The organism is Streptomyces sp. DG1A-41 (assembly GCF_037055355.1).
In the GTDB taxonomy this organism is placed as follows: domain Bacteria; phylum Actinomycetota; class Actinomycetes; order Streptomycetales; family Streptomycetaceae; genus Streptomyces.
Map to the genome: position 1 here is coordinate 1,294,834 of NZ_CP146350.1, position 20,527 is coordinate 1,315,360.

General features: G+C 70.5%; 18 protein-coding genes and 1 riboswitch. Of the genes, 7 read left to right on the forward strand and 11 right to left on the reverse strand.

The window, feature by feature from the left end; all coding sequences use genetic code 11:
• Nucleotides 1–21: 21 nt before the first annotated feature.
• The 3 genes from V8690_RS06170 to V8690_RS06180 all read right to left on the reverse strand — a co-directional run bounded on the left by V8690_RS06170 (nucleotide 22) and on the right by V8690_RS06180 (nucleotide 4,043).
• Complete coding sequence (locus tag V8690_RS06170; RefSeq protein ID WP_338776302.1) at nucleotides 22–891, reverse strand: sugar ABC transporter permease; 870 nt, start codon at nucleotides 889–891, stop codon at nucleotides 22–24.
• Nucleotides 892–1,024: 133 nt separating this feature from the next.
• Nucleotides 1,025–2,317 carry an extracellular solute-binding protein gene (locus V8690_RS06175; protein WP_338776303.1) on the reverse strand — a complete coding sequence of 431 codons (1,293 nt, stop codon included), beginning with the start codon at nucleotides 2,315–2,317 and terminating at the stop codon, nucleotides 1,025–1,027.
• 211 nt (nucleotides 2,318–2,528) lie between these two features.
• Nucleotides 2,529–4,043 carry a glycoside hydrolase family 43 protein gene (locus V8690_RS06180; protein WP_338776304.1) on the reverse strand — a complete coding sequence of 505 codons (1,515 nt, stop codon included), beginning with the start codon at nucleotides 4,041–4,043 and terminating at the stop codon, nucleotides 2,529–2,531.
• 423 nt (nucleotides 4,044–4,466) lie between these two features.
• Between V8690_RS06180 and V8690_RS06185 the strand changes: the two genes are divergently transcribed.
• The gene (locus V8690_RS06185) at nucleotides 4,467–6,446 is read left to right on the forward strand and encodes an amino acid transporter (RefSeq protein ID WP_338776305.1); all 1,980 of its coding nucleotides are present in this window, start codon (nucleotides 4,467–4,469) and stop codon (nucleotides 6,444–6,446) included.
• Between the two features lies 1 nt (nucleotide 6,447).
• Here V8690_RS06185 and V8690_RS06190 read toward each other — a convergent pair whose 3' ends face one another.
• On the reverse strand, nucleotides 6,448–7,008 hold the full coding sequence (locus V8690_RS06190) for a DUF1707 domain-containing protein (protein WP_338776306.1): 561 nt from the start codon (nucleotides 7,006–7,008) through the stop codon (nucleotides 6,448–6,450).
• A 166-nt stretch (nucleotides 7,009–7,174) separates the two neighbouring features.
• On the opposite strand from V8690_RS06190, the gene V8690_RS06195 reads away from it, so the two are divergent.
• From V8690_RS06195 to V8690_RS06215, 5 genes are all read left to right on the forward strand, one after another.
• On the forward strand, nucleotides 7,175–7,570 hold the full coding sequence (locus V8690_RS06195) for a helix-turn-helix transcriptional regulator (protein ID WP_338776307.1): 396 nt from the start codon (nucleotides 7,175–7,177) through the stop codon (nucleotides 7,568–7,570).
• Between the two features lie 154 nt (nucleotides 7,571–7,724).
• Nucleotides 7,725–8,531 (forward strand): molybdate ABC transporter substrate-binding protein, encoded by an 807-nt coding sequence (modA, locus tag V8690_RS06200; RefSeq protein WP_338776308.1) that lies wholly within the window; start codon nucleotides 7,725–7,727, stop codon nucleotides 8,529–8,531.
• A gap of 8 nt (nucleotides 8,532–8,539) precedes the next feature.
• Nucleotides 8,540–9,358 (forward strand): ABC transporter permease, encoded by an 819-nt coding sequence (locus tag V8690_RS06205; RefSeq protein WP_338785267.1) that lies wholly within the window; start codon nucleotides 8,540–8,542, stop codon nucleotides 9,356–9,358.
• A 40-nt stretch (nucleotides 9,359–9,398) separates the two neighbouring features.
• On the forward strand, nucleotides 9,399–10,484 hold the full coding sequence (locus V8690_RS06210; protein ID WP_338776309.1) for an ABC transporter ATP-binding protein: 1,086 nt from the start codon (nucleotides 9,399–9,401) through the stop codon (nucleotides 10,482–10,484).
• 26 nt (nucleotides 10,485–10,510) lie between these two features.
• Nucleotides 10,511–10,930 carry a TOBE domain-containing protein gene (locus tag V8690_RS06215; protein ID WP_338776310.1) on the forward strand — a complete coding sequence of 140 codons (420 nt, stop codon included), beginning with the start codon at nucleotides 10,511–10,513 and terminating at the stop codon, nucleotides 10,928–10,930.
• Nucleotides 10,931–10,980: 50 nt separating this feature from the next.
• On the opposite strand, the gene gcvP is transcribed toward V8690_RS06215, so the two are convergent.
• Nucleotides 10,981–13,866: an aminomethyl-transferring glycine dehydrogenase gene (gene gcvP / locus V8690_RS06220; RefSeq protein ID WP_338776311.1), complete on the reverse strand. Its 2,886-nt coding sequence runs from the start codon at nucleotides 13,864–13,866 to the stop codon at nucleotides 10,981–10,983.
• Nucleotides 13,867–14,043: 177 nt separating this feature from the next.
• A riboswitch (glycine riboswitch) is annotated at nucleotides 14,044–14,139 on the reverse strand.
• Nucleotides 14,140–14,252: 113 nt separating this feature from the next.
• Between gcvP and V8690_RS06225 the strand changes: the two genes are divergently transcribed.
• On the forward strand, nucleotides 14,253–14,627 hold the full coding sequence (locus V8690_RS06225; RefSeq protein WP_338776312.1) for a PRC-barrel domain-containing protein: 375 nt from the start codon (nucleotides 14,253–14,255) through the stop codon (nucleotides 14,625–14,627).
• 31 nt (nucleotides 14,628–14,658) lie between these two features.
• On the opposite strand, the gene V8690_RS06230 is transcribed toward V8690_RS06225, so the two are convergent.
• The 6 genes from V8690_RS06230 to V8690_RS06255 form a co-directional block, all read right to left on the reverse strand.
• A complete protein-coding gene (locus tag V8690_RS06230; RefSeq protein ID WP_338776313.1) occupies nucleotides 14,659–16,074 on the reverse strand; it encodes a DNA polymerase IV in 1,416 nt (471 codons plus the stop codon).
• Nucleotides 16,075–16,207: 133 nt separating this feature from the next.
• Nucleotides 16,208–16,897: a MerR family transcriptional regulator gene (locus V8690_RS06235; RefSeq protein ID WP_338776314.1), complete on the reverse strand. Its 690-nt coding sequence runs from the start codon at nucleotides 16,895–16,897 to the stop codon at nucleotides 16,208–16,210.
• Nucleotides 16,898–17,213: 316 nt separating this feature from the next.
• Nucleotides 17,214–17,687: a bifunctional nuclease family protein gene (locus tag V8690_RS06240; RefSeq protein WP_003988851.1), complete on the reverse strand. Its 474-nt coding sequence runs from the start codon at nucleotides 17,685–17,687 to the stop codon at nucleotides 17,214–17,216.
• Between the two features lie 85 nt (nucleotides 17,688–17,772).
• Complete coding sequence (locus V8690_RS06245; protein ID WP_338776315.1) at nucleotides 17,773–18,507, reverse strand: MerR family transcriptional regulator; 735 nt, start codon at nucleotides 18,505–18,507, stop codon at nucleotides 17,773–17,775.
• Nucleotides 18,508–18,558: 51 nt separating this feature from the next.
• The gene (locus tag V8690_RS06250; protein ID WP_078945246.1) at nucleotides 18,559–19,512 is read right to left on the reverse strand and encodes an FHA domain-containing protein; all 954 of its coding nucleotides are present in this window, start codon (nucleotides 19,510–19,512) and stop codon (nucleotides 18,559–18,561) included.
• 61 nt (nucleotides 19,513–19,573) lie between these two features.
• The gene (locus V8690_RS06255; protein WP_338776316.1) at nucleotides 19,574–20,524 is read right to left on the reverse strand and encodes a DUF881 domain-containing protein; all 951 of its coding nucleotides are present in this window, start codon (nucleotides 20,522–20,524) and stop codon (nucleotides 19,574–19,576) included.
• Between the last annotated feature and the right edge of the window lie 3 nt (nucleotides 20,525–20,527).

Below are 20,527 nucleotides of genomic sequence, written 5' to 3' on the forward strand. Positions count from 1 at the left end.
TGCGGGATGTCCGACTGAGCGTCACTTTCCGTCTCCCCGCATGGTCGTGGTGGCCCCTTCCAGGTCGCGCCGGAGCACGAACCGCTGGTAGGCGAGGGCGAAGACGAGGCTGATGCCGAACATGACCACGCTGATCGCGCTGGCGTAGCCGACCTGGTAGCGCTTGAAGCCGTACTGGAACATGGTCACGGCCATGGTCTCGGAGTGGTGGTCCGGTCCGCCCGCGGTGGTCACCCACACCAGGTCGAAGAGCTGGATGGCCCCGATGACCGACAGGAAGACGCTGATGCGCAGGGTGGGCGCGAGCAGCGGCAGCGTCACGTTGCGGAAGCGCTGCCAGGGGCCGGCCCCGTCGATGAGCGCCGCCTCGGTCAGCTCCCTGGGGACGGCCTGGAGCCCGGCCAGGTACAGCATCATGTGGAAGCCGAAGTACTTCCACGTCATGACCAGGAACAGGGTCGCCATGACGGTGGACGGATCGGCGAACCACTCCCCGCCCAGCCCGTCCAGTCCGACCTTGCCGAGGACCTGGTCGGCGAAGCCGTCGTCCGGGGCGAAGATCATGCCGAAGAGGATTCCGGTGATGGCCTCGGACAGGACGTACGGGGCGAAGAACAGCATCCGGTACACCGCCCGGCCGCGCATCCGCTGGTTGAGCAGGACGGCCATGGCGAGCGCGAACGACAGTTGGACGACGAGCGACAGCACCACCAGGACCAGGCAGCGCCACAGGTCGCCCAAGAAGACCTCGTCCTGGAAGAGGCGGGTGAAGTTCTCGCCCCCGATGTAGTCGGAGGGCATGCCGAAGCCGCCCCAGCGGAAGAACGCGGCGTACAGCGCGAACAGCATCGGCAGCAGCACGAGCCCCAGGAACAGCACCAGGGCGGGCAACTGGAAGCCGGCCGCGGTCAGCCAGTTCAGCGCCCGTCGCCGGGCGCGGCTCCGGGCCCGGTCCGTGGCCGGGGGCGGGGCCGGCGTCGCGACCGGTCCGTTTGTCCGGCAGGAACGTGGAGGTCATCGCCGGTTACTGCTCTTCCTTCGCGGTCTTCGTGATCGACTGGGCGACCTGCTCGGGCGACTTGGACCCGGCGATGAGCGCGGCGACGCTGTCGTTGATCTCCTGGCCGACGGCGGGTGCGTACGCCTGGTCGAGGTAGAGCTGGAAGCCGGTGGCCTTCTTCAACTGAGCTTGTACGGCCTTGATGTTGGGGTCGGCGATGGCCCTCTCGGCCGCCGGGACCACGGGCAGGACGCCGGTCTTCTTGACCAGTTCCAGGTCGGTGGCCTCGGACGCGAAGAACTTCAGGAAGTCGACGGCCTCCTGCGGGGCGCCCCGGCGCAGGGCGTGCCCGCCGCCTCCGCCGAACACCTCGGTTATGGCGCCCTTGCCGCCCTCGACCGCCGGGAACGGGAAGAACCCGAGGTCCTTGCCCAGGCCCTTGCCCACGTCGGCCTGCACCACGGGCGCCCACTGGCCCATGAGTTCCATGGCCGCCCTGCCGTTGCCGACGGTGGCGGCCTGGCCGGTGGGGCTGGAGTAGGCGGCGCCGAGAAAGCCCTTCTGGAACGGCTGGAGGCGGACGAGTTCCTCGAGGTGCCGCCCCGCCTCGACGAAGGGGGCGCCGGTGAAGTCCTTGTCGCCGTAGGCCTTCTCCAGCGCCTCGGCGCCGGCGGTGCGCATCGCCAGGTAGGCCCAGAAGTACATGCCGGGCCACTTCTCCTTGCCGGCCAGGGCGAGGGGGGTGATGGTCTCCGCCTTCAGCTTGCGCACGGCGTCGAGGAAGCCGCTCCAGGTGGTCGGGGGCTCGGAGATGCCGGCCTGGTCGAAGAGCGCCTTGTTGTACCAGAAGCCGACCATGCCGATGTCGAACGGGATGCCGTAGACCTGGTCGTCGATCAGGTACGGCTCCCTGGCGACCGGGAGCAGGGCGTCGCCCCACGGCTTGGCCCTGCCCGTCAGGTCCTCGACGAGCCCGGCGTCCACCTGCTGTTCGAGGACGCCGCCGCCCCAGGTGAAGAAGATGTCGGGCAGCTTCCCGGAGGAGGTCAGGGCCGTCATCTTCGACTTGTAGGCTTCGTTCTCCATTTGGACGATCTTTATCTTGACCTTGGGGTTCTGGGCCTCGAACTTCCGGGCGAGGGCGGCCCAGACGCCCTTGGTCGGCTCGGTGGTGGAGATGTTCCACCATTCGATCGTGGTCGTCCCCGACGACCCTCCGTCCGAGTCCCCGCCGCATGCGGTCAGTGCCGTCATCCCCAGACCGGCCGCGGCGGAGGCCGCCAGGAAGCCGCGGCGGGACAGTGCCGGGTCGCCCATCATGCGCTCCTTGGGTACGGGACGACGCTCCCGCGTCCGTCCACTATCGAAAGTTTCGGAAGATATCCAGAAAGCTTCGTTGCTGCCGCACCCTAGAGACAGCGGCCAAACGGTGGCAACCCCTTGTGCGCGGTGAATCTGCCGCCGACGCACGGGCCTTGAGGGACGCTCGGCCGAGCCGTGAGTTTCCGCCCCCTTCCGCAAGGAGCGGTCAGGGGGAGGCGGGGACGTACTCGAACCAGTCGAAGGCCGCGCTGCCCTCGGTGACGTACATGCCGATCACCCGTCCGGTGAAGCCTCCGGCGACCTCCGTGGACAGGTAACGGCCGTCGAGTTCGGCGAGCGGATCGCCGTCGCCGCCTTCGCCGAGCGAGAAGACGAGAGTGTCGGGGCCGCCGGCCCGGATGCCGGGTGCCTCCTGGCCCGCGGAGGTGACGGTGGGCGGTACGACGGGCTCCGTGCGGACCTCGACGGCCAGGGTGACCGGCCCCGGCGGCACGGGGCGCCGGGCTAGGCACTGCCGCACCGGACCGATCCGGGCGATCACGCTCGCCTCTCCCCGGGCGACCTCCAGGTCGTAGTGGTGGGCCTCGTCGATGCGCACCGAGAGTCCGGCGCGCGCCGTTCCGGGATCGAGGCGGGCCGCGACCCGGCAGTCCGGGTGCTGCTGGCGCCGCCCGACGAAGGTGTGGCCCGGCCTGTCCAGGCTGTCACCCGTCGCGGTCAGAGTGAGCCGGCCGGGCCGGTCGGTCAGCGACCAGGAGTGCTCCGGCCTGCGGTGCGGGGAGATCCAGTGCGGGGCGAGGCGCACGGCGTCGAAGTCGTCGCGTACCGGCTCGGGCTCGAAGGGATGCCAGGCCGCCGGGGCCGGGTGCCGTTCCAGCACGGGACCGACCCGCGGCCAGCCGTCCACCCACTCCACGGGGGTCAGGAACGTCTCCCGGCCGAGGACGTGGAACTTCGGGAACCAGCCCCGGGGACGCGTGCCGAGCAGCAGCATCCACCAGGTGCCGTCGGTCGCTTCTACCAGGTCGGCGTGGCCGGTGCACTGGATCGGCAGGTCGGTGCTGCGGTGGGACAGGACGGGGTTGCGCGGCGCCGGTTCGAACGGCCCGCGCGGGGAACGGGCCCGCGCGATCGACACGCTGTGGCCGTGTGCGGTGCCGCCCTCGGCCAGCATCAGGTACCACCAGTCGCCGACGCGGTACAGATGCGGCGCCTCGGGATGCTGCATGCCCGCGCCCGACCACACCGGCAGCGGTCCCTCCAGCACCTTGCCCGTCGCCGGGTCGATGCGCGCCACCCGCACTCCGGAGACGGCACACCAGCAGGAGCCGTCCTCGTCCCAGGCGAGATCGGGGTCGATCCCGGGCAGGTCGATCCACACCGGATCGGACCAGGGCCCTTCGGGCCGGTCGCTGCTGACGAGGAAGTTGCCCCCGGCGCCGACCTTGGTGGTGATCAGGTAGAAGCGGCCGTCGTGGTGGCGCAGGGTGGGGGCGTAGATCCCGGCCGAGGCCGGCACGTCGTCCGGCAGCTCCAACAGCCCCGGCCGGTCGAGGACGTTGCCGATCTGCCGCCAGTGCACGAGGTCGCGGCTGTGGAAGAGAGGCACGCCAGGGACGTACTCGAAGCTGGAGCAGACGAGGTAGTAGTCCTCCCCCACCCGGCAGGCGCTGGGGTCGGGGTGGAAGCCGCCGATCACGGGGTTGCCGAACGTCCGCATGAGCGTCAGTCCCTTCGAACGAGAGCCGGGCGGAGGGCGGAGGGCAGGGAGCGAGGCGAAACTTTCGGATGGCCTGGCGAACGTTACGAAGGTGCACTGTAGGTGTCACCGACTCCGGCCACAAGAAGGCCGACGCCCGGCTGCCTCGCGGCCACGATCACACAGGGTGTTCAACTTTCCGGCGACGCACGACCGTTGCCGACGCGCGGGGATGCACGGTTCGGCTGCCGCCCAACGGGCTCTCAGCTCACGCTTTGACGCACCACGCCTCCACTCCGCCGCCCTCCCCTCGACCAGTCTTAACGGAAGCTTGACGCTCTCAGTGACCTCATCCACAGGCCACCGCATCACGCTCCGCATACGCTGATCGGGCCGTCCAGTGATGGCCGGAACCACGCTGAACCGCACATCGGGAGCACGTCGATGGCCACCACTGAGCACTCGCCACCGAGCCTTACGGAGCCCGCTCCACCCAGTCGCCTGCGCGCCTGGATGCTGGAGGGCCTGTCCGACATGGGCAGGAGCGGCGGCCACACCGGGCCCCACGCCGAACCGGAGCCCCCGCACAAGGGCCAGCCCTGGTGGCGCGTGATGTGCCTGACCGGCGTCGACTACTTCTCCACGCTCGGCTACCAGCCGGGCATCGCGGCTCTCGCCGCCGGACTGCTCTCGCCGGTCGCGACGATCGTGCTGGTGATCGTCACCCTGGCGGGCGCCCTGCCGGTATACCGCCGGGTGGCCGACGAGAGCCCGCACGGCGAGGGCTCGATAGCGATGCTGGAGCGGCTGCTCTCCTTCTGGCAGGGCAAGCTGTTCGTGCTGACCCTGCTGGGCTTCGCCGCCACCGACTTCCTGATCACCATCACACTGTCGGCCGCCGACGCCTCCACCCACCTCGTGGAGAACCCGCATCTGAACGGCGTCCTGCACGACAAGCAGATGCTGATCACACTCGTCCTCGTGGCGCTGCTCGGCGCGGTGTTCCTCAAGGGCTTCCTCGAGGCGATCGGCGTCGCGGTCGCCCTGGTGGGCGCCTACCTCGCGCTCAACGTGGTCGTGGTGGTCGTCGGCTTCTACCACGTGGCCACCGCGGGCCATGTGGTCACCGACTGGACCGGCGCCCTCACCACCCAGCACGGCAACGTCTTCGTCATGATCGGCGTGGCCCTGCTCGTCTTCCCGAAGCTGGCGCTCGGCCTCTCCGGGTTCGAGACCGGCGTGGCCGTGATGCCGCACGTCAAGGGCGACCCGGACGACACCGAGGAACGGCCCGCCGGCCGCATCCGCGACACCAAGAAGCTGCTCACCACGGCCGCCCTCATCATGAGCGGCTTTCTGATCACCACCAGCTTCATCACCACCCTCCTCATACCCGAGAAGGAGTTCGAGACGGGCGGCCAGGCCAACGGGCGCGCGCTGGCCTACCTGGCGCACAACTACCTGGGCAACATCTTCGGCACCGTCTACGACGTCTCGACGATCGCCATCCTGTGGTTCGCCGGCGCCTCCGCGATGGCCGGCCTGCTCAATCTGATGCCGCGCTACCTCCCCCGCTACGGCATGGCCCCACACTGGGCCCGGGCCGTCCGCCCCATGGTCATCGTCTTCACCCTGATCGCCTTCCTGGTCACCTGGATCTTCGACGCCGACGTCAACGCCCAGGGCGGCGCCTACGCCACCGGTGTGCTGGTCCTCATCAGCTCCGCCGCGATCGCGGTGACCATCGCCGCCCGCAAGGCCCGCCAGCGGAACTGGACCATCGCCTTCGCGGTCATCTCCGCGGTGTTCCTCTACACGACCGTCGCGAACGTCATCGAGCGCCCGGACGGCGTGAAGATCGGCGCCTGCTTCATCGCCGGCATCATCCTGGTCTCCCTGCTGTCGCGGCTGGCCCGGTCCTTCGAACTCCGCGTGACCAGCGTGACGCTGGACCCCATGGCGGAACGCTTCATCCGGGACATGGCCAGCCGCCGGATGCGGTTCATCGCCAACGAGCCCGACCGGCGCGACATCGCGGAGTACCGCGCCAAGATCGAGCAGATCCGGCACGACAACGACGTGCCCGGGCAGGAGGACTTCGCCTTCGTCGAGGTGACGGTCACCGACCCGTCCGAGTTCGAGGCGGGCCTGACCGTACGCGGCGAGGTGCTCCACGGCCGCTACCGCGTCCTGACCCTGGAGTCCTCCTCCGTCCCCAACGCCCTGGCCGCCCTCCTCCTGTACGTCCGCGACATGACCGGCAGCACCCCGCACATCTACTTCGAGTGGACCGAAGGGGGTCCCTTCGCCAACCTCCTGCGTTTCTTCCTGTTCGGCCAGGGCGAGGTCGCCCCGGTGACCCGCGAGGTCCTGCGCGAGGCGGAACCGGACCGGAAGCGGCGGCCGAAGGTGCACGTGGGCTGAGTCAGGCCGGCGGTCTCCGTCGGCCGAAGCCCCTCCGGCCCGGACGCACCACGACCTGCCCGTAGTCGATCTCGCCGGTGATCCGTACGCGCAGCAGGACCGGGGCGTCGGCCGGTGCCCCACGCGCCTTGATCTGGGAGTAGTTCGTCACCAGCGCGCCGGCGTCCACCACGATCCCAGGCCGGGTCGGCAGCTTCAGGGCGCCGGCCCGCATGTCCAGGTCGATGTGCAGCGTGTCCCGCGTGATCACCGCGTCGGTGAAGTCGAGCGTCACCTCACCCCACGCCGACCGGACCTCCAGCCGCCGCGGCACCACCCAGCGCTCACCACGCCGGGTCGAGGACCCCTCCTGCTCGATCCGGACGACCTCCTGGGCCTCGACGGGCGTTTCGCCCACCCCCTCGGGCAGATCCGCTGTCAGCACGGCGAGCTCGCCCACCGTACGGGCGGACAGCGCGGCCTCCAGCCGCTCGTCGAGCTCCGCCAAGGTCAGCCGGCCGTCGCCCGCGGCGACGCGCAGCACGTCCGCGATCCGGTCCCGGTCCGCATGCGAGGCCCTCACCTCGGGCGATGCACCGGTACGCAAGAGGTCCCCCGCCATCACATCACCCCGACCTCGCCGGGCACGGCACCCGGCCCACCCACTCGACACTAACGCTATATCGCGTTATACCCAACGGGCAACCCCGCATCCGCCACTCCCCTCCCGCGCCCCTATCGTGACCGGCATGCAGTCCTACACGATCGGCCAGGCAGCACGACTGCTCGGCGTGAGCCCGGACACCGCCCGGCGCTGGGCGGACGCGGGCCGCATCACCACCCACCGGGACGAGACCGGGCGGCGGCTTGTCAACGGACTGGACCTGGCCGCGTTCTCGGTCGAACTCGCCAGGTCCGGGACCGCCGAGGAGGGCACCCCGTACACCTCGGCCCGCAACGCCTTTCCCGGCATCGTCACCGCGATCAAACTGGGCGACGTCGCCGCCCAGGTGGAGATCCAGGCCGGCCCGCACCGCCTCGTCTCCCTGCTCACCCGCGAGGCCGTCGAGGAACTGGGCCTCGAGGTCGGCATGGAGGCGACGGCCCGCGTGAAGTCGACGAACGTCCACATCGACCGGGCCTGAGCCGTAGGAACGCACATACACACCCAGCGGTCCACTCGCCCTGGCTCATGCGATGCCACAGCAGACTTCTGCCTCGCAGATGCGTCAGTATGATCAGCGTATCGGAGGAGCCCTGCCGGCTCGTCCGCCCGCACACAGAGGGAGTGGCCCCGAGATGACCCGTTCCGCGCACCGGACACGCCGGATCCTCCAGGTCGCCGGTGCGTCCGCGGCCGCGCTGCTCACTCTGAGCGCCTGCTCCTCGTCCGGCACGGGCACGGACGCGGGCTCCTCCTCGGCACAACCCTCCGGGACCGTCACCGTCTTCGCCGCCGCCTCCCTCGAGGAGAGCTTCAAGGCCCTGGGCAAGACGTTCGAGAAGGAGCACCCGGGCACGAAGGTCACCTTCAACTTCGGCGGCAGTGACACCCTCGCCGCCAGCATCACCAGCGGTGCCCCGGCCGACGTCTTCGCCGCCGCCAGCACCAAGACCATGGCGATCGTGACGGGCAAGGACGACTCGGCGGGCACGCCGGCCACCTTCGTCCGCAACCAGCTGGAGATAGCCACGCTGCCGGGCAACCCCGACAGGATCTCCTCCCTGAAGGACCTCACCAAGCCCGGCCTGAAGGTAGTCCTGTGCGACAAGACCGTGCCGTGCGGTGCCGCCGCCGAGAAGGCGCTGGACGCCGGCGGCCTGAAGCTCACCCCCGTCTCGTATGAACAGGACGTCAAGAGCGCCCTGACGAAGGTCGAGCTGAAGGAGGCCGACGCCGCCGTCGTCTACAAGACCGACGTGCGCACGGCGGGTGACACGGTGGAGGGCGTGGACTTCCCCGAGTCGGCCAAGGCCGTCAACGACTATCCGATCGCCCTGCTCAAGAACGCCCGCAACCCCGGGGCGGCGAAGGCGTTCGTGGCACTGGTGCGGTCCCCCGAAGGGCAGCGGGTGCTGTCCGAGGCCGGGTTCCTCAAGCCGTGACCGACACGCTGGAAAGCCGGCCCCGCCGCGATCGCACCCGTGGCCGGACCCGAGCGGTGCCGATTCCCCTGCTGGTGCCCGCCCTGGCCGGCCTGGCGTTCCTGCTCCTGCCCCTGATCGCCCTGCTCGTACGGGCGCCCTGGCGCAGCCTTCCCGAGCAGCTGACGAGCGCCGAGGTGTGGGAGGCACTCCGGCTGTCACTCCTGTGCGCCACGGCGGCGACGGGCCTGAGCCTGGTCGTCGGCGTGCCCCTGGCCTGGCTCCTGGCCCGCACACGGTTCCCCGGCCGGGGTTTCGTACGGGCCCTGGTGACGCTGCCGTTGGTGCTGCCGCCGGTGGTGGGCGGTGTGGCCCTGCTGCTCGCCTTCGGGCGCAACGGCGTCATCGGGCAATGGCTCGACGCCTGGTTCGGGATCACCCTGCCCTTCACCACGACGGGTGTCGTCCTCGCCGAGACGTTCGTGGCGATGCCGTTCCTCGTCATCAGCGTGGAGGGCACCCTGCGGGCCGCCGACCCGCGCTACGAGGAGGCGGCGACCACCCTGGGCGCCTCCCGCTTCACCGCGTTCCGCCGGGTCACCCTGCCGCTGATCGCGCCGGGCATCGCGGCCGGTGCCGTACTGGCCTGGGCCCGGGCCCTGGGCGAGTTCGGCGCGACGATCACCTTCGCGGGCAACTTCCCGGGCCGCACCCAGACCATGCCCCTGGCGGTCTACCTGGCCCTCCAGAACGACCCGGCGGCGGCGATCGCCCTCAGTCTGGTCTTGCTGGCGGTGTCCATCGCCGTACTGGCGGCCCTGCGTGACCGCTGGATGACGGCGTCGTGATGTACCGCACCGGCTCCCTGACACCCTGGACGTGGCTCTCATGACCGAGACGACCGACCTCGACGGAGTGCCCCCCGGCGTCCGCCCCGAAGGCCTCGACGCCCACCTCGTCGTCGACCGCGGCTCCTTCCGCCTGGACGTCACCCTCACCGCCGCCCCCGGGGACGTCGTCGCCCTCCTCGGCCCGAACGGCGCCGGCAAGACCACGGCCCTGCGCGCACTCTCAGGGCTCACCCCCCTCACCGCGGGTCGTCTACGGCTGGACGGCACGCGGCTGGACGCCATGCCGCCCGAGTCCCGCCCGGTCGGCGTCGTCTTCCAGGACTACCTGCTCTTCCCGCATCTGACCGCCCTGGACAACGTCGCCTTCGGCCCGCGCTGCCGGGGAGCGAGCAAGGCCGAGGCCCGTGCCCAGGCCGCCGAGTGGCTGGACCGTATGGGCCTGGCCGACCACGCCGGCGCCAAACCCCGCCGTCTGTCCGGCGGCCAGGCCCAGCGCGTGGCGCTGGCCCGGGCCCTGGCCACCCGGCCCCGACTGCTGCTCCTGGACGAACCTCTCGCCGCGCTCGACGCCCGGACCCGTCTGGAGGTGCGCGCCCAGCTCCGGCGCCACCTCGCCGAGTTCGAGGCCGTGGCCGTCCTCGTCACACACGACCCGCTGGACGCCATGGTGCTGGCCGACCGCCTGGTCGTCGTCGAGGACGGCCACGTCGTCCAGGAGGGCACGCCCTCCCACATCGCCCGCCACCCGCGCACGGACTACATCGCCCGGCTCGTCGGCCTCAACCTCTACCGGGGACGGGCCGAGGGCCACACCGTCCGGCTCGACGCAGGCCCGGCCATCACGACCACGGAAGAGCTCTCCGGCCCGGCCTTCGTGGCGTTCCCGCCCGGCGCCGTGACGCTGTACCGGGAACGTCCCACCGGCTCCAGCGCCCGCAACCTGTGGCGGTGTGAGGTCGTCGGACTGGAGACGCACGGCGACCAGATCCGCGCGGACCTCGCCGGCGAACTCCCCCTGACCGCCGACCTCACCACGGTCGCCGCGGCCGAACTCGACCTGCGTCCCGGCGCCCCGGTCTGGGCGACGGTCAAGGCGACGCAGACGCACGCATACCCGGCATAGGGACCTCGCCGGGCTACCGTGCCCCCATGAGCCTGAGCATCCGCAACCAGCTTCCCGGCACCGTCACCACCGTCACGCCGGGCGAGGCCATGGCGACGGTCAGGGTTCGCCTCTCCGGCGGCCAGGCCCTCACCGCGGCGATCACCCGCGAGGCCGCGGACGATCTCGGCCTCACGCCGGGCACCGCCGTGCGTGCCCTGGTGAAGTCGACGGAGGTCTCGCTGGCCACCGCCCCCGTCGAGGGCCTGTCCATCCGCAACCGGCTTCCCGGCACGGTCACGGACGTCGCGACCGGCGACGCCATGGTGTCCGTCCGGGTCACCGTCGAGGGCGGCCAACTGACCGCCGCGATCACCAGGGACGCCGCGGACGACCTCGCCCTGTCGGCCGGAACCCCCGTCGTCGCCCTGATCAAGTCGACCGAGGTGTCCCTCGCCGCCGAATGACGAGAGGGACCCCGCACCGCGGAGCCCCTCCCACACGACCGTTCGGCCGGTCAGTCCTCGTACGCGTCCAGCGGCGGGCAGGAGCAGACCAGGTTCCGGTCGCCGAAGGCCTGGTCGATGCGGCGCACCGGCGGCCAGTACTTGTCGGCGACGGAGACACCGGCCGGGAAGACGGCCTCCTCACGGCTGTAGGCGTGCTCCCACTCCCCGGCGAGCGTCCCGGCGGTGTGCGGGGCGCCCCGCAGCGGGTTGTCGTCCGCGGGCCACTCGCCGGAGCCGACCTTCTCGATCTCCGCGCGGATGGCGATCATCGCCTCACAGAACCGGTCCAGCTCGGCCAGGTCCTCCGACTCGGTCGGCTCGATCATCAGCGTCCCGGCCACCGGGAACGACATCGTCGGCGCGTGGAAGCCGTAGTCGATCAGCCGCTTGGCGACGTCGTCGACGCTCACACCGGTCGCCTTGGTCAGCGGCCGCAGGTCGATGATGCACTCGTGCGCGACGAGCCCGCCGGGGCCGGTGTAGAGCACCGGGTAGTGCGGCTCCAGCCGCTTGGCGATGTAGTTGGCGCTGAGCACCGCGACCTGCGTGGCCCGCTTCAGCCCCTCGCCGCCCATGAGCCGGACGTACGCCCAGGAGATCGGCAGAATGCCGGCGGAACCCCACGGCGCCGCGGAGATGGGCCCGACACCCGTCTCCGGGCCCGCCTCGGGCTGGAGCGGGTGGTTCGGCAGGTACGGCGCGAGGTGCTCACGCACCGCCACCGGACCGACGCCGGGACCGCCGCCGCCGTGCGGGATGCAGAAGGTCTTGTGCAGGTTCAGGTGCGAGACGTCACCGCCGAAGTGCCCCGGCTTGGCGAGCCCCACGAGCGCGTTGAGGTTGGCCCCGTCGACGTAGACCTGCCCGCCCGCCTCGTGCACCTGGGCGCAGATCTCGGAGACGTGCTCCTCGAACACGCCGTGTGTCGACGGGTAGGTGATCATCAGTACCGCCAGCTCGTCGCGGTACTGCTCGATCTTGGCCCGCAGGTCCTCGACGTCGATCTCGCCGTCCTCGGCGGTCTTCACGACGACGACCTTCATGCCCGCCATCACCGCGCTCGCGGCGTTGGTCCCGTGCGCGGACGACGGGATCAGGCACACGGTGCGCTGCTCGTCCCCGCTGGCCCGGTGGTATCCGCGTACGGCGAGCAGACCGGCCAGCTCACCCTGCGACCCGGCATTCGGCTGGAGGGACACCTTGTCGTACCCGGTGACCTCGGCGAGACGGTCCTCCAGCTCGTGGATGAGCGTGAGGTAGCCCCCGGCCTGTCCGGCGGGCGCGAAGGGGTGCAGCTGCCCGAACTCGGGCCAGGTGACCGGCTCCATCTCCGTGGTCGCGTTGAGCTTCATGGTGCAGGAGCCCAGCGGGATCATGCCCCGGTCGAGCGCGTAGTCACGGTCGGCCAGCCGGCGCAGGTAGCGCAGCATGGCGGTCTCGGAGCGGTGCTGGTGGAAGACGGGGTGCGTCAGGTACTCGTCGGTCCGCAGCAGCGCGTCCGAAAGCCCGTCCTCCGTGGCCGCGTCCAGCGCCTCGATGACACCCTCGACACCGAAGGCGGCCCACACGGCACGCAGCTGGGCCCGCGTGGTGGTCTCGTCGCAGGCGATCGAGAGGTGGTCGGCGTCGACGAGACGGAGGTTGACGCCGTTCTCCCGCGCGGCGGCCGCGACGTCGGCGGCCCGGCCCTCGACGCGCACGGTCAGCGTGTCGAAGTACGACCCGTGCACGATTTCGACACCGCCGTTCGCGAGCCCGGCGGCGAGAACCGTGGCGTACCGGTGGGTACGCCGGGCGATGCCCTTCAGGCCCTCCGGCCCGTGGTACACGGCGTACATGCCGGCCATGACGGCGAGCAGCACCTGGGCGGTGCAGATGTTGCTGGTGGCCTTCTCGCGGCGGATGTGCTGCTCACGCGTCTGGAGCGCCAGCCGGTAGGCCTTGTTCCCGTCGGCGTCCACGGACACGCCGACGAGCCGCCCGGGAAGGCTGCGCGCCATCTTCTCCTTGACCGCCATGTAGCCGGCGTGGGGACCGCCGAAGCCCATCGGCACACCGAAGCGCTGCGTCGTGCCGACGGCGATGTCCGCGCCGAGTTCACCGGGCGACTTCAGCAGCGTCAGCGCGAGCAGATCGGCGGCGACGGTGACGAGGGCCCCGAGCTCGTGCGCCCGGTCGATAACCGGCTTGATGTCCCGTACGGCTCCGGAGGCGCCCGGGTACTGGATCAGCACGCCGTTGATCTCGCGCCCGGCGATCTCGGCGGGGATGCCCTCGCCGAGATCGGCGACGACGACCTCGACGCCGGTCGGCTCGGCCCGGGTCTGGATCACGGCGATGGTCTGCGGCAGCGCGTCCGCGTCGACCAGGAACAGACCCTTCTTGTTCTTGCCGAGGCGCCGCGACAGCGCCATGGCCTCAGCGGCCGCGGTGCCCTCGTCGAGCAGGGAGGCACCGGAGGTCGGCAGTCCGGTGAGGTCGGCGACCATGGTCTGGAAGTTGAGCAGCGCCTCGAGCCGTCCCTGCGAGATCTCTGGCTGGTACGGCGTGTAGGCCGTGTACCAGGCCGGGTTCTGCATCACGTTGCGCATGATGACCGGCGGCGTGAACGTGCCGTAGTACCCGAGCCCGATCATGGAGCCGAGGACCTGGTTGCGGTCGGCCAGGGAGCGCAGCTCGGCGATCACCTCGGCCTCGCTGCGGGCGCTCGGCAGGTCCAGCGTCTCGGTGCTCTTGATCACGGCCGGGACCGCGGCTGCCGTGAGCTCGTCCAGCGAGCCGTAGCCGACCTGCGCGAGCATCTTCGCGCGGGCTTCGTGATCGGGGCCGATGTGGCGCCGCTCGAAGGGAACTGCCTCTTCGAGCTCGGAGAGCGGAATGCGATGGGCGGTCATTTGCGGAGGCCTCCTGGTCTGACACGACCTTCGAGGGGCACCACGGCACGGGTACCCGAACGGCCTCCCCCTCTGTCATCTCGACCTGAGAGCTTCACCGGATCGCCCGAAGGCCTCCGGCTTTCACCGTCGGTGAGAGCGGAGGCCGTCGACACCCGCCCTGCTTTCCAGAGTGACCTCGTCCGTGCGGTACGTGGGCCTGAGAGATTCCGGGGAGGATTTGCTCCTTCGGCGCCTCCGATGGTGTCTGGAGGACTCTCCCGCACGGGGTCAGCAGCCGCTGCCAGCGTACCAGCGAGGTCAACGCACGAACCTTCGAGTGGCCGCCTCCCCGATTGTGCCGTTTTGTAGTGCTTACGGATGAGTTGCGACCATGTGGAGGGCCCGTGCGAACCGATATCGATCCGCGCAACCTGATCGGCCGCAAGGCGTTCGACCGCAACGGAACCAGGATCGGCACGATCGACGAGGTCTACCTCGACGACGCCACCGGCGAGCCGGAGTGGGCGGCCATACGGACCGGCCTGTTCAGCAGGGACGCTTTCGTCCCCCTCGAGCCCAGTGAACTGATCGACGGGGCTCTCCACGTGCCCTTCGACCGCGCCCTGATCAAAGACGCCCCCGACTTCGGCGTGGGCCGTCACCTCTCCCCGGAACAGGAACTCCAGCTCTACCACCACTACGGCCTCGATGTCGCCGCACCTCCCCCGCTCCGGGACCACGACTTCGGCAGACTGGCAGGCACGGACGAGACGGCCTGAAGCCCGGCAGGCCCTCTGACCGTCCAGCCGTCTAAGGGGCAGCGGCCCGCAGTCCCACGGCTGCGGGCCCGCCCTCCGGCCCGTGGCTCTCCTCCGGTCTCGATTCCGCTTTCGATAACACCAGCGGCAACGGATCCGCCGACATCAGATCCGGATCGTCGACCCGGAAGGTCCGCACCCGCCCGGGCTCCGAGCCAGGCGTCTCGAACCGCACGGTGACCCGCCCCAGACCGCTGCCCTGCACCCACCCGTGCCCGAACACGGCGTGCCGTACGTCGTGCCCGGCGGGCCACCGCCGCTCGGCGAGCGCCGGCTGATCCTCGACCGGCGCCGCGGCAGGCTCCTCGACGGGCCCCTGCGCCTCCGCGCGCTCCCCCGCCGCCTGCGCGAAGAGATCCTCCTGCGTGTAGTCGGCGAGTCCGCTGACGCCCACCCCGAGCAGCCGCACACCGCCCGTCGTGTCGACCGAGTCCAGCAACCTGGCCGCCGCCTCGCGGACCACCCCGGGGTCGTCCGTCGGCCCGCGCAGCGTCTCGGACCGGGTGAGCGTCGAGAAGTCGTACCTCCGCACCTTCAGCACGATGGTCCTCCCGGACAGCCCGGCCTCGCGCAGCCGCCGCACACACCGGTCGGCGAGTCGCTGCACCTCGAGTCCGACCCGCACCCGGTCGTGGATGTCGACGTCGTAGGTGTCCTCGACCGACACCGACTTCGTCTCCCGCTCCGCCACGACAGGCCGGTCGTCCCGCGCCAGCGCCATGGCGTAGAGCCCGTGCCCGTGCGCCTTCCCCAGCAGCCGGACCAACTCGTCCTCCCCCGCCTCGGCGATCTCCTCGACCGTGGTGATCCCGGCCCGCCTCAGATGGTCGCCCGTCGCCGGCCCGACCCCCGGCAGGGTCCGCACCGACATCGGCCCGAGCATCGCCCGCTCCGTCCCCGGCTCGATCACCACGAGCCCGTCGGGCTTGGCCTGCTCCGAGGCGATCTTCGCGAGCATCTTGGAGGCGGCGAGCCCGACCGACCCCGTGAGTCCGGTGACGGCCCGTATGTCCGCGCGCAACCGCGCCCCGACGAGCCGCGCCGACTGCTCGTCCCAGGCCGCTCCCCCGGCCTCCAGGTCCACGAACGCCTCGTCCAGGCTCAGCGGCTCCACCAGCGGCGACAGCGCCCGCAGCAGCTCCATCACCCGCTCGCTGATCGCCCGGTAGAACCCGAAGCGCGGGACGAGATACGCGGCGTTGGGCGCGAGCCGCCGGGCCTGTCCCATGGGCATCGCGGAATGCACCCCGAAGACCCTCGCCTCGTACGACGCCGTGGCCACGACGCCTCGCGGCCCCAGCCCGCCCACGACGACGGCCTTTCCACGCAGGCTCGGCTTGGACGCCTGCTCCACCGAGGCGAAGAAGGCATCCATGTCGAGATGCAGGATCGTGGGCGCGGTTCTCACATCTCCGATGCTGCCCTACGCCACTGACAACGCCCCGGGCAACCGCCCTGACGCCCCGGGAGAAACCGCTAGCAGCCCGGCGCGGAAACGTCCCGCCCGCAACGGCCACGGGGGCATCCCATTGTCGGACGACTCAAACGGCCCGGTTCCGCCGCCGCGCCAGCTCGTCCGCCGGGTTGGGCCCGACCAGGGTCTCGCCGGTGTCGATCCGCTCCCCGTGCAGCTGGGACAGCGCGCTCTCGACATCCCGCCACACCACGCCCACGGCGATCCCGAAGACGCCCTGGCCCCCTTGGAGCAGGGCGTGGACCTCATCCGGCGAGGTGCACTCGTAGACCGTCGCTCCGTCGCTCATCAGCGTCATCCGCTCCAGGTCGCGGAAACCGCGTTCTCTGAGGTGCTGGACGGCCGTGCGGATGTTCTGGAGCGACACCCCGGTGTCGAGGAACCGCTTGACGATCTTCAGGACGACGACGTCCCGGAAGCTGTACAGCCGCTGCGTCCCCGACCCGTAGGCGGGGCGCACGCTCGGCTCGACGAGGCCGGTACGGGCCCAGTAGTCCAGTTGCCGGTAGGTGATACCGGCGGCCGCGCAGGCCGTGGGGCCCCGATAGCCGATCTGCTCGGACGCCATGGACGTCGTCCCTCCGCTGCTCGGCACGGCTGTCGGTCGCTGCGGAGCGTGATCAGCCGCGCCGTCCCTGCCGGGCTGGGGACACCCCCCGCTCGGGCGGAGCCGTGAGCCCGGGGGAGGGTACGGACCGCTCGCCCTGAGACTGCGCTCGGGGCCGCCCCCAGCCGTACCGTCGCCGCTGCTTCTCACGCCGACCTCCGTCCTTGACCTGCCTTCTCGACGGTAGGCAGTCACCAGGGGTGCGTCAACGATCGCCACACTCGCCACGCCGAGTGATAATCACCCTAAGAGTGGTTTCCCGTGCCCCACCGCGGGGAAAGGCTAGCCGAATGCCTCCGATGCGGGCCGTGTGACGCTCTCACTCGCCTCCGGCACATGCGGGCAATCCGGTCGCCACACATGCGACGGGCGGCCCTGCCGCGGACCACATCGTCCGCCCGGGCCGCCCACACGCTCACTGACCGCTGATACCGCCCGCCATCCGGCTCGTGGCGGAATCCGGAGCTCACTGGCTGCTGCTACCGAAGTCCTCCGGGGAAATCTGGTCGAGGAACTCGCGGAACTTCTCCACCTCGTCCTCCTGCTCGTCCGGGATCGCGATACCGGCGTCGTCGAGCACCGTGTCACTGCCGTAGATCGGCGTACCGGTGCGCAGGGCCAGCGCTATGGCGTCGGACGGGCGGGCGCTCACCTCGACGCCGCTGGCGAAGACCAGCTCCGCGTAGAAGACGCCCTCACGCAGGTCCGTGATGCGCACTTCCGTGAGCTCCTGGCCGACGGCTTCCAGCACGTCCTTGAACAGGTCGTGGGTCAGCGGCCGCGCAGGAGCCATGCCCTGCTGGGCGAAGGCGATCGCCGTCGCCTCCCCCGGTCCGATCCAGATGGGGAGGTAACGGTCGCCTCCCACTTCACGCAGCAGCACGATCGGTTGGTTGGAGGGCATTTCCACCCGGACACCTACGACATCGAGCTCGTTCACACAGCAACCCTAGGCCGTGCTCGGGATGTTTGGGTAGTCGGGCCGGGAACGGACGCCTGATCCGGCCTCCACGACCGGCTCCGTCTCAGGGCAGCCGCACTCCGAGCGCCGTCTGCACCAGCGCGGCGTGCAGTTTCACCGTGAGCCCCGCCAGCTCCTTGGTACGCGCCTCCGCATGAGCCCTGGTCTGCGGATTCCGGTGCCGCTTCAGCGGGGCCACCACCTGGTCCACGAGCCCGGCCTCGCGATCGGCGGCGGCCTTCATCACCCGCAGGTGCCGCGGCTCGATCCCGAACCGCCCCAGCTCGGCGATCAGCGAGGCCACCGTGACCGCCTCCGCGTCGTACACCCCGTCCTCCAGTGGGGTGACGAGCCCGTACGACTCCCACTCCCCGAGCTCCTCCTCTCCGACACCGGCGGCGGCGAGCAGCTCCTCGCGCCCGATCCTGGCCGCCGTGGGCGCCTCGGGAGACTCGAGCACGGTGTCGCCGTCGCGCTGACGCCCCACCGCCGGCAGCTGGACGGCCTCACCACGCTCCATGGCCTCCAGGTGCTCGCGGATCACCTTCAGGGGCAAATAGTGGTCGCGCTGCATCCTCAGGACGTGGCCGAGACGCTCGACGTCGTGGGCGCTGAACTTGCGATACCCCGACGGGGTCCGCTGCGGCTCGATAAGCCCCTCCGCCTCCAAGAAACGGATCTTGGAGATGGTGACTTCGGGAAACTCGTCGCGCAGCACGTTCAGCACCGTGCCGATGCTCATCAGCCTGTCCGTGGCGGCGGCGCCGTGTCCGGCACCGCCGCTCGGTGTTTGATGCATGGACCTTCCCTGACGGACGGACCCTCGCGGGGTTCCCCGGACGGAATCCGGTCAGTAGCCCCGCTGGCTGGCGTAGAAGACCAGCCGATACTTGCCGATCTGCACCTCGTCGCCGTTGTTCAGGGCGACCTGGTCGATCCGCTCGCGGTTCACGTACGTGCCGTTCAGGCTGCCCACGTCAGCCACCGTGAACGAACCGTCCTGGCCTCGGCGGAACTCCACATGGCGCCGCGAGACCGTCACGTCGTCCAGGAAGATGTCGCTCTGCGGATGACGCCCGGCCGTGGTCAGATCGCCATCCAGCAGGAAGCGGCTGCCCGAGTTCGGCCCGCGGCGCACCACCAGGAGCGCGGAGCCCAGCGGCAGCGCGTCGACAGCCGCCTGCGCCTCGGGGGACAGCGTCGGCATCGGCGTCTGGCCGGTGGTCTCGCTGTCGTAGGCCTCGAGACCGGAGATGGAAATCGTGGAGGTCGTCTCGGACGGACGCTCCGCCGCCGCCCCGGCCCGCAGCGGCGCGCCACAGTTGGAGCAGAAGCGGCTGTTCTCCGCGTTGCGGTTACCGCACCTCGTACATACCAGGGCCGACATCGGATCCTCCTGCCGCGGCTGCCCGCCGGGGGCATTGGACGCATACGGGTCGGAAAACCCTCCACCCGCACCTGAGGTTGACGGTTGCCCGAAACCTATGCCGCCGGGCTGCGCAGGGTCAACCGACGGCGCGCCCTGACCTCCGGAAATGTCACCGCCCGGACCACCGACCTGGTCCCGGAACAGCGGCCGCTGGCCCTCCGCGTCAGGCTGTGCGCGATGGCGAGCGGTCGCATTGTCGCTGCCTTCTCGCGCGCTCTTGCCGAACAACTTCGCAAACAACTTCACGGGCGATTCCCCTTGACCGAAACAGACCCGCCCGTGGGGCAGGACGAACCCTGACTGAACACTCTGACCGACCCGGACATCCTGACAACGTCCGTCTGCACCAGACAGTTTCCACCACGCACCACCCATTCGGTGCGCCGACCCCCCGCAACCTCATGCCCTCGCCGGACGTCGCCCATGCACCCCCGGTTCACTGGGAGGACGACCGAGCGTAGTCAGGCCGCTTCACCGCTCGCAAGGCATCCACGACGATCTTGGTCGACCGCTCGATGGTGACCGTGGCCTGTTCCTTCTCGAGAGTCTGCACCACGCCTCCGGGGATGTTGAGCGCCGGCTCGAGGTCCTGCGGCTTGCCGATGACCTTGAAACGATAGGGCGCGTTGATCTTGTTCCCATCGACGCTCACGCCCTTGCCCGAGTCCGTCAGATACGTGCCTGCGACGACCCGTACGCCGTTCACCTGGATCGCCTCGGCACCCGCCGCGCGCAGCTCCTGGATCGCGTCGAGCAGCATGTCCGCCTCGACCGTCCCCTTCGTGTCCTCGATGGTCATGGTGATGCCGGGCCCCTGCGCGGCCACCGTGCCCGCCAGGATGCCGAGTTGCCTCTCCTTCTCGATGGTCTGCTTCCGGGCCTCCTCGGCCTGGTCCGAGCTGTTCTCCAGCTCGTCCCGCTGCTTCTCGAGACCCTGCTTCTCGTCGTCAAGACGCTGTGTACGGTCGTCCAGTTCATCGAGGATGCGGACAAGATCTTCCTGACGCGCACCGCGCAGCGCGCTGTCACTGTCGCTGTTCGAGGCCACCTGCACGGCCAGCCCGAACCCGAGGCCGAACAGCAGCACCGCGACGATGAGTTGGGCCCGTGAGACCCGCGGCGGCCACAGCCCCTTCACCAGCCGCTGCCGACCGGTCAGCTGCGGCTCGGGCTCAGGCTCGGGAGCCACCTCCGGTTCGGTTTCCGGTTCCAGCTCCGGCTCCGGCTCCGGCTCCGGCTCCGGGGTGTCCTGGGCGGCGGCCACCGGCGCGGACACCTCTTGCGGCAGCTCCTTGCGCAGCCTGTTCCCGGACTCGCCGCTCCCGTCGCGCTGGTCCGCGCGCGTGTCGCCGTTCCCCTCCGGGCGCTTGTCGTCGTGCTCGCTCATCGG

Coding starts and splice junctions, on each gene's coding strand:
- V8690_RS06175 (WP_338776303.1), bottom strand. CDS start 2,317: ATGGGCGACCCGGCACTGTCCCGCCGCGGCTTCCTGGCGGCCTCCGCC.
- V8690_RS06180 (WP_338776304.1), bottom strand. CDS start 4,043: ATGCGGACGTTCGGCAACCCCGTGATCGGCGGCTTCCACCCCGACCCC.
- V8690_RS06185 (WP_338776305.1), top strand. CDS start 4,467: ATGGCCACCACTGAGCACTCGCCACCGAGCCTTACGGAGCCCGCTCCA.
- V8690_RS06195 (WP_338776307.1), top strand. CDS start 7,175: ATGCAGTCCTACACGATCGGCCAGGCAGCACGACTGCTCGGCGTGAGC.
- modA (WP_338776308.1), top strand. CDS start 7,725: ATGACCCGTTCCGCGCACCGGACACGCCGGATCCTCCAGGTCGCCGGT.
- V8690_RS06210 (WP_338776309.1), top strand. CDS start 9,399: ATGACCGAGACGACCGACCTCGACGGAGTGCCCCCCGGCGTCCGCCCC.
- V8690_RS06215 (WP_338776310.1), top strand. CDS start 10,511: ATGAGCCTGAGCATCCGCAACCAGCTTCCCGGCACCGTCACCACCGTC.
- gcvP (WP_338776311.1), bottom strand. CDS start 13,866: ATGACCGCCCATCGCATTCCGCTCTCCGAGCTCGAAGAGGCAGTTCCC.
- V8690_RS06245 (WP_338776315.1), bottom strand. CDS start 18,507: ATGCATCAAACACCGAGCGGCGGTGCCGGACACGGCGCCGCCGCCACG.
- V8690_RS06250 (WP_078945246.1), bottom strand. CDS start 19,512: ATGGGTGGTGCGTGGTGGAAACTGTCTGGTGCAGACGGACGTTGTCAG.
- V8690_RS06255 (WP_338776316.1), bottom strand. CDS start 20,524: ATGAGCGAGCACGACGACAAGCGCCCGGAGGGGAACGGCGACACGCGC.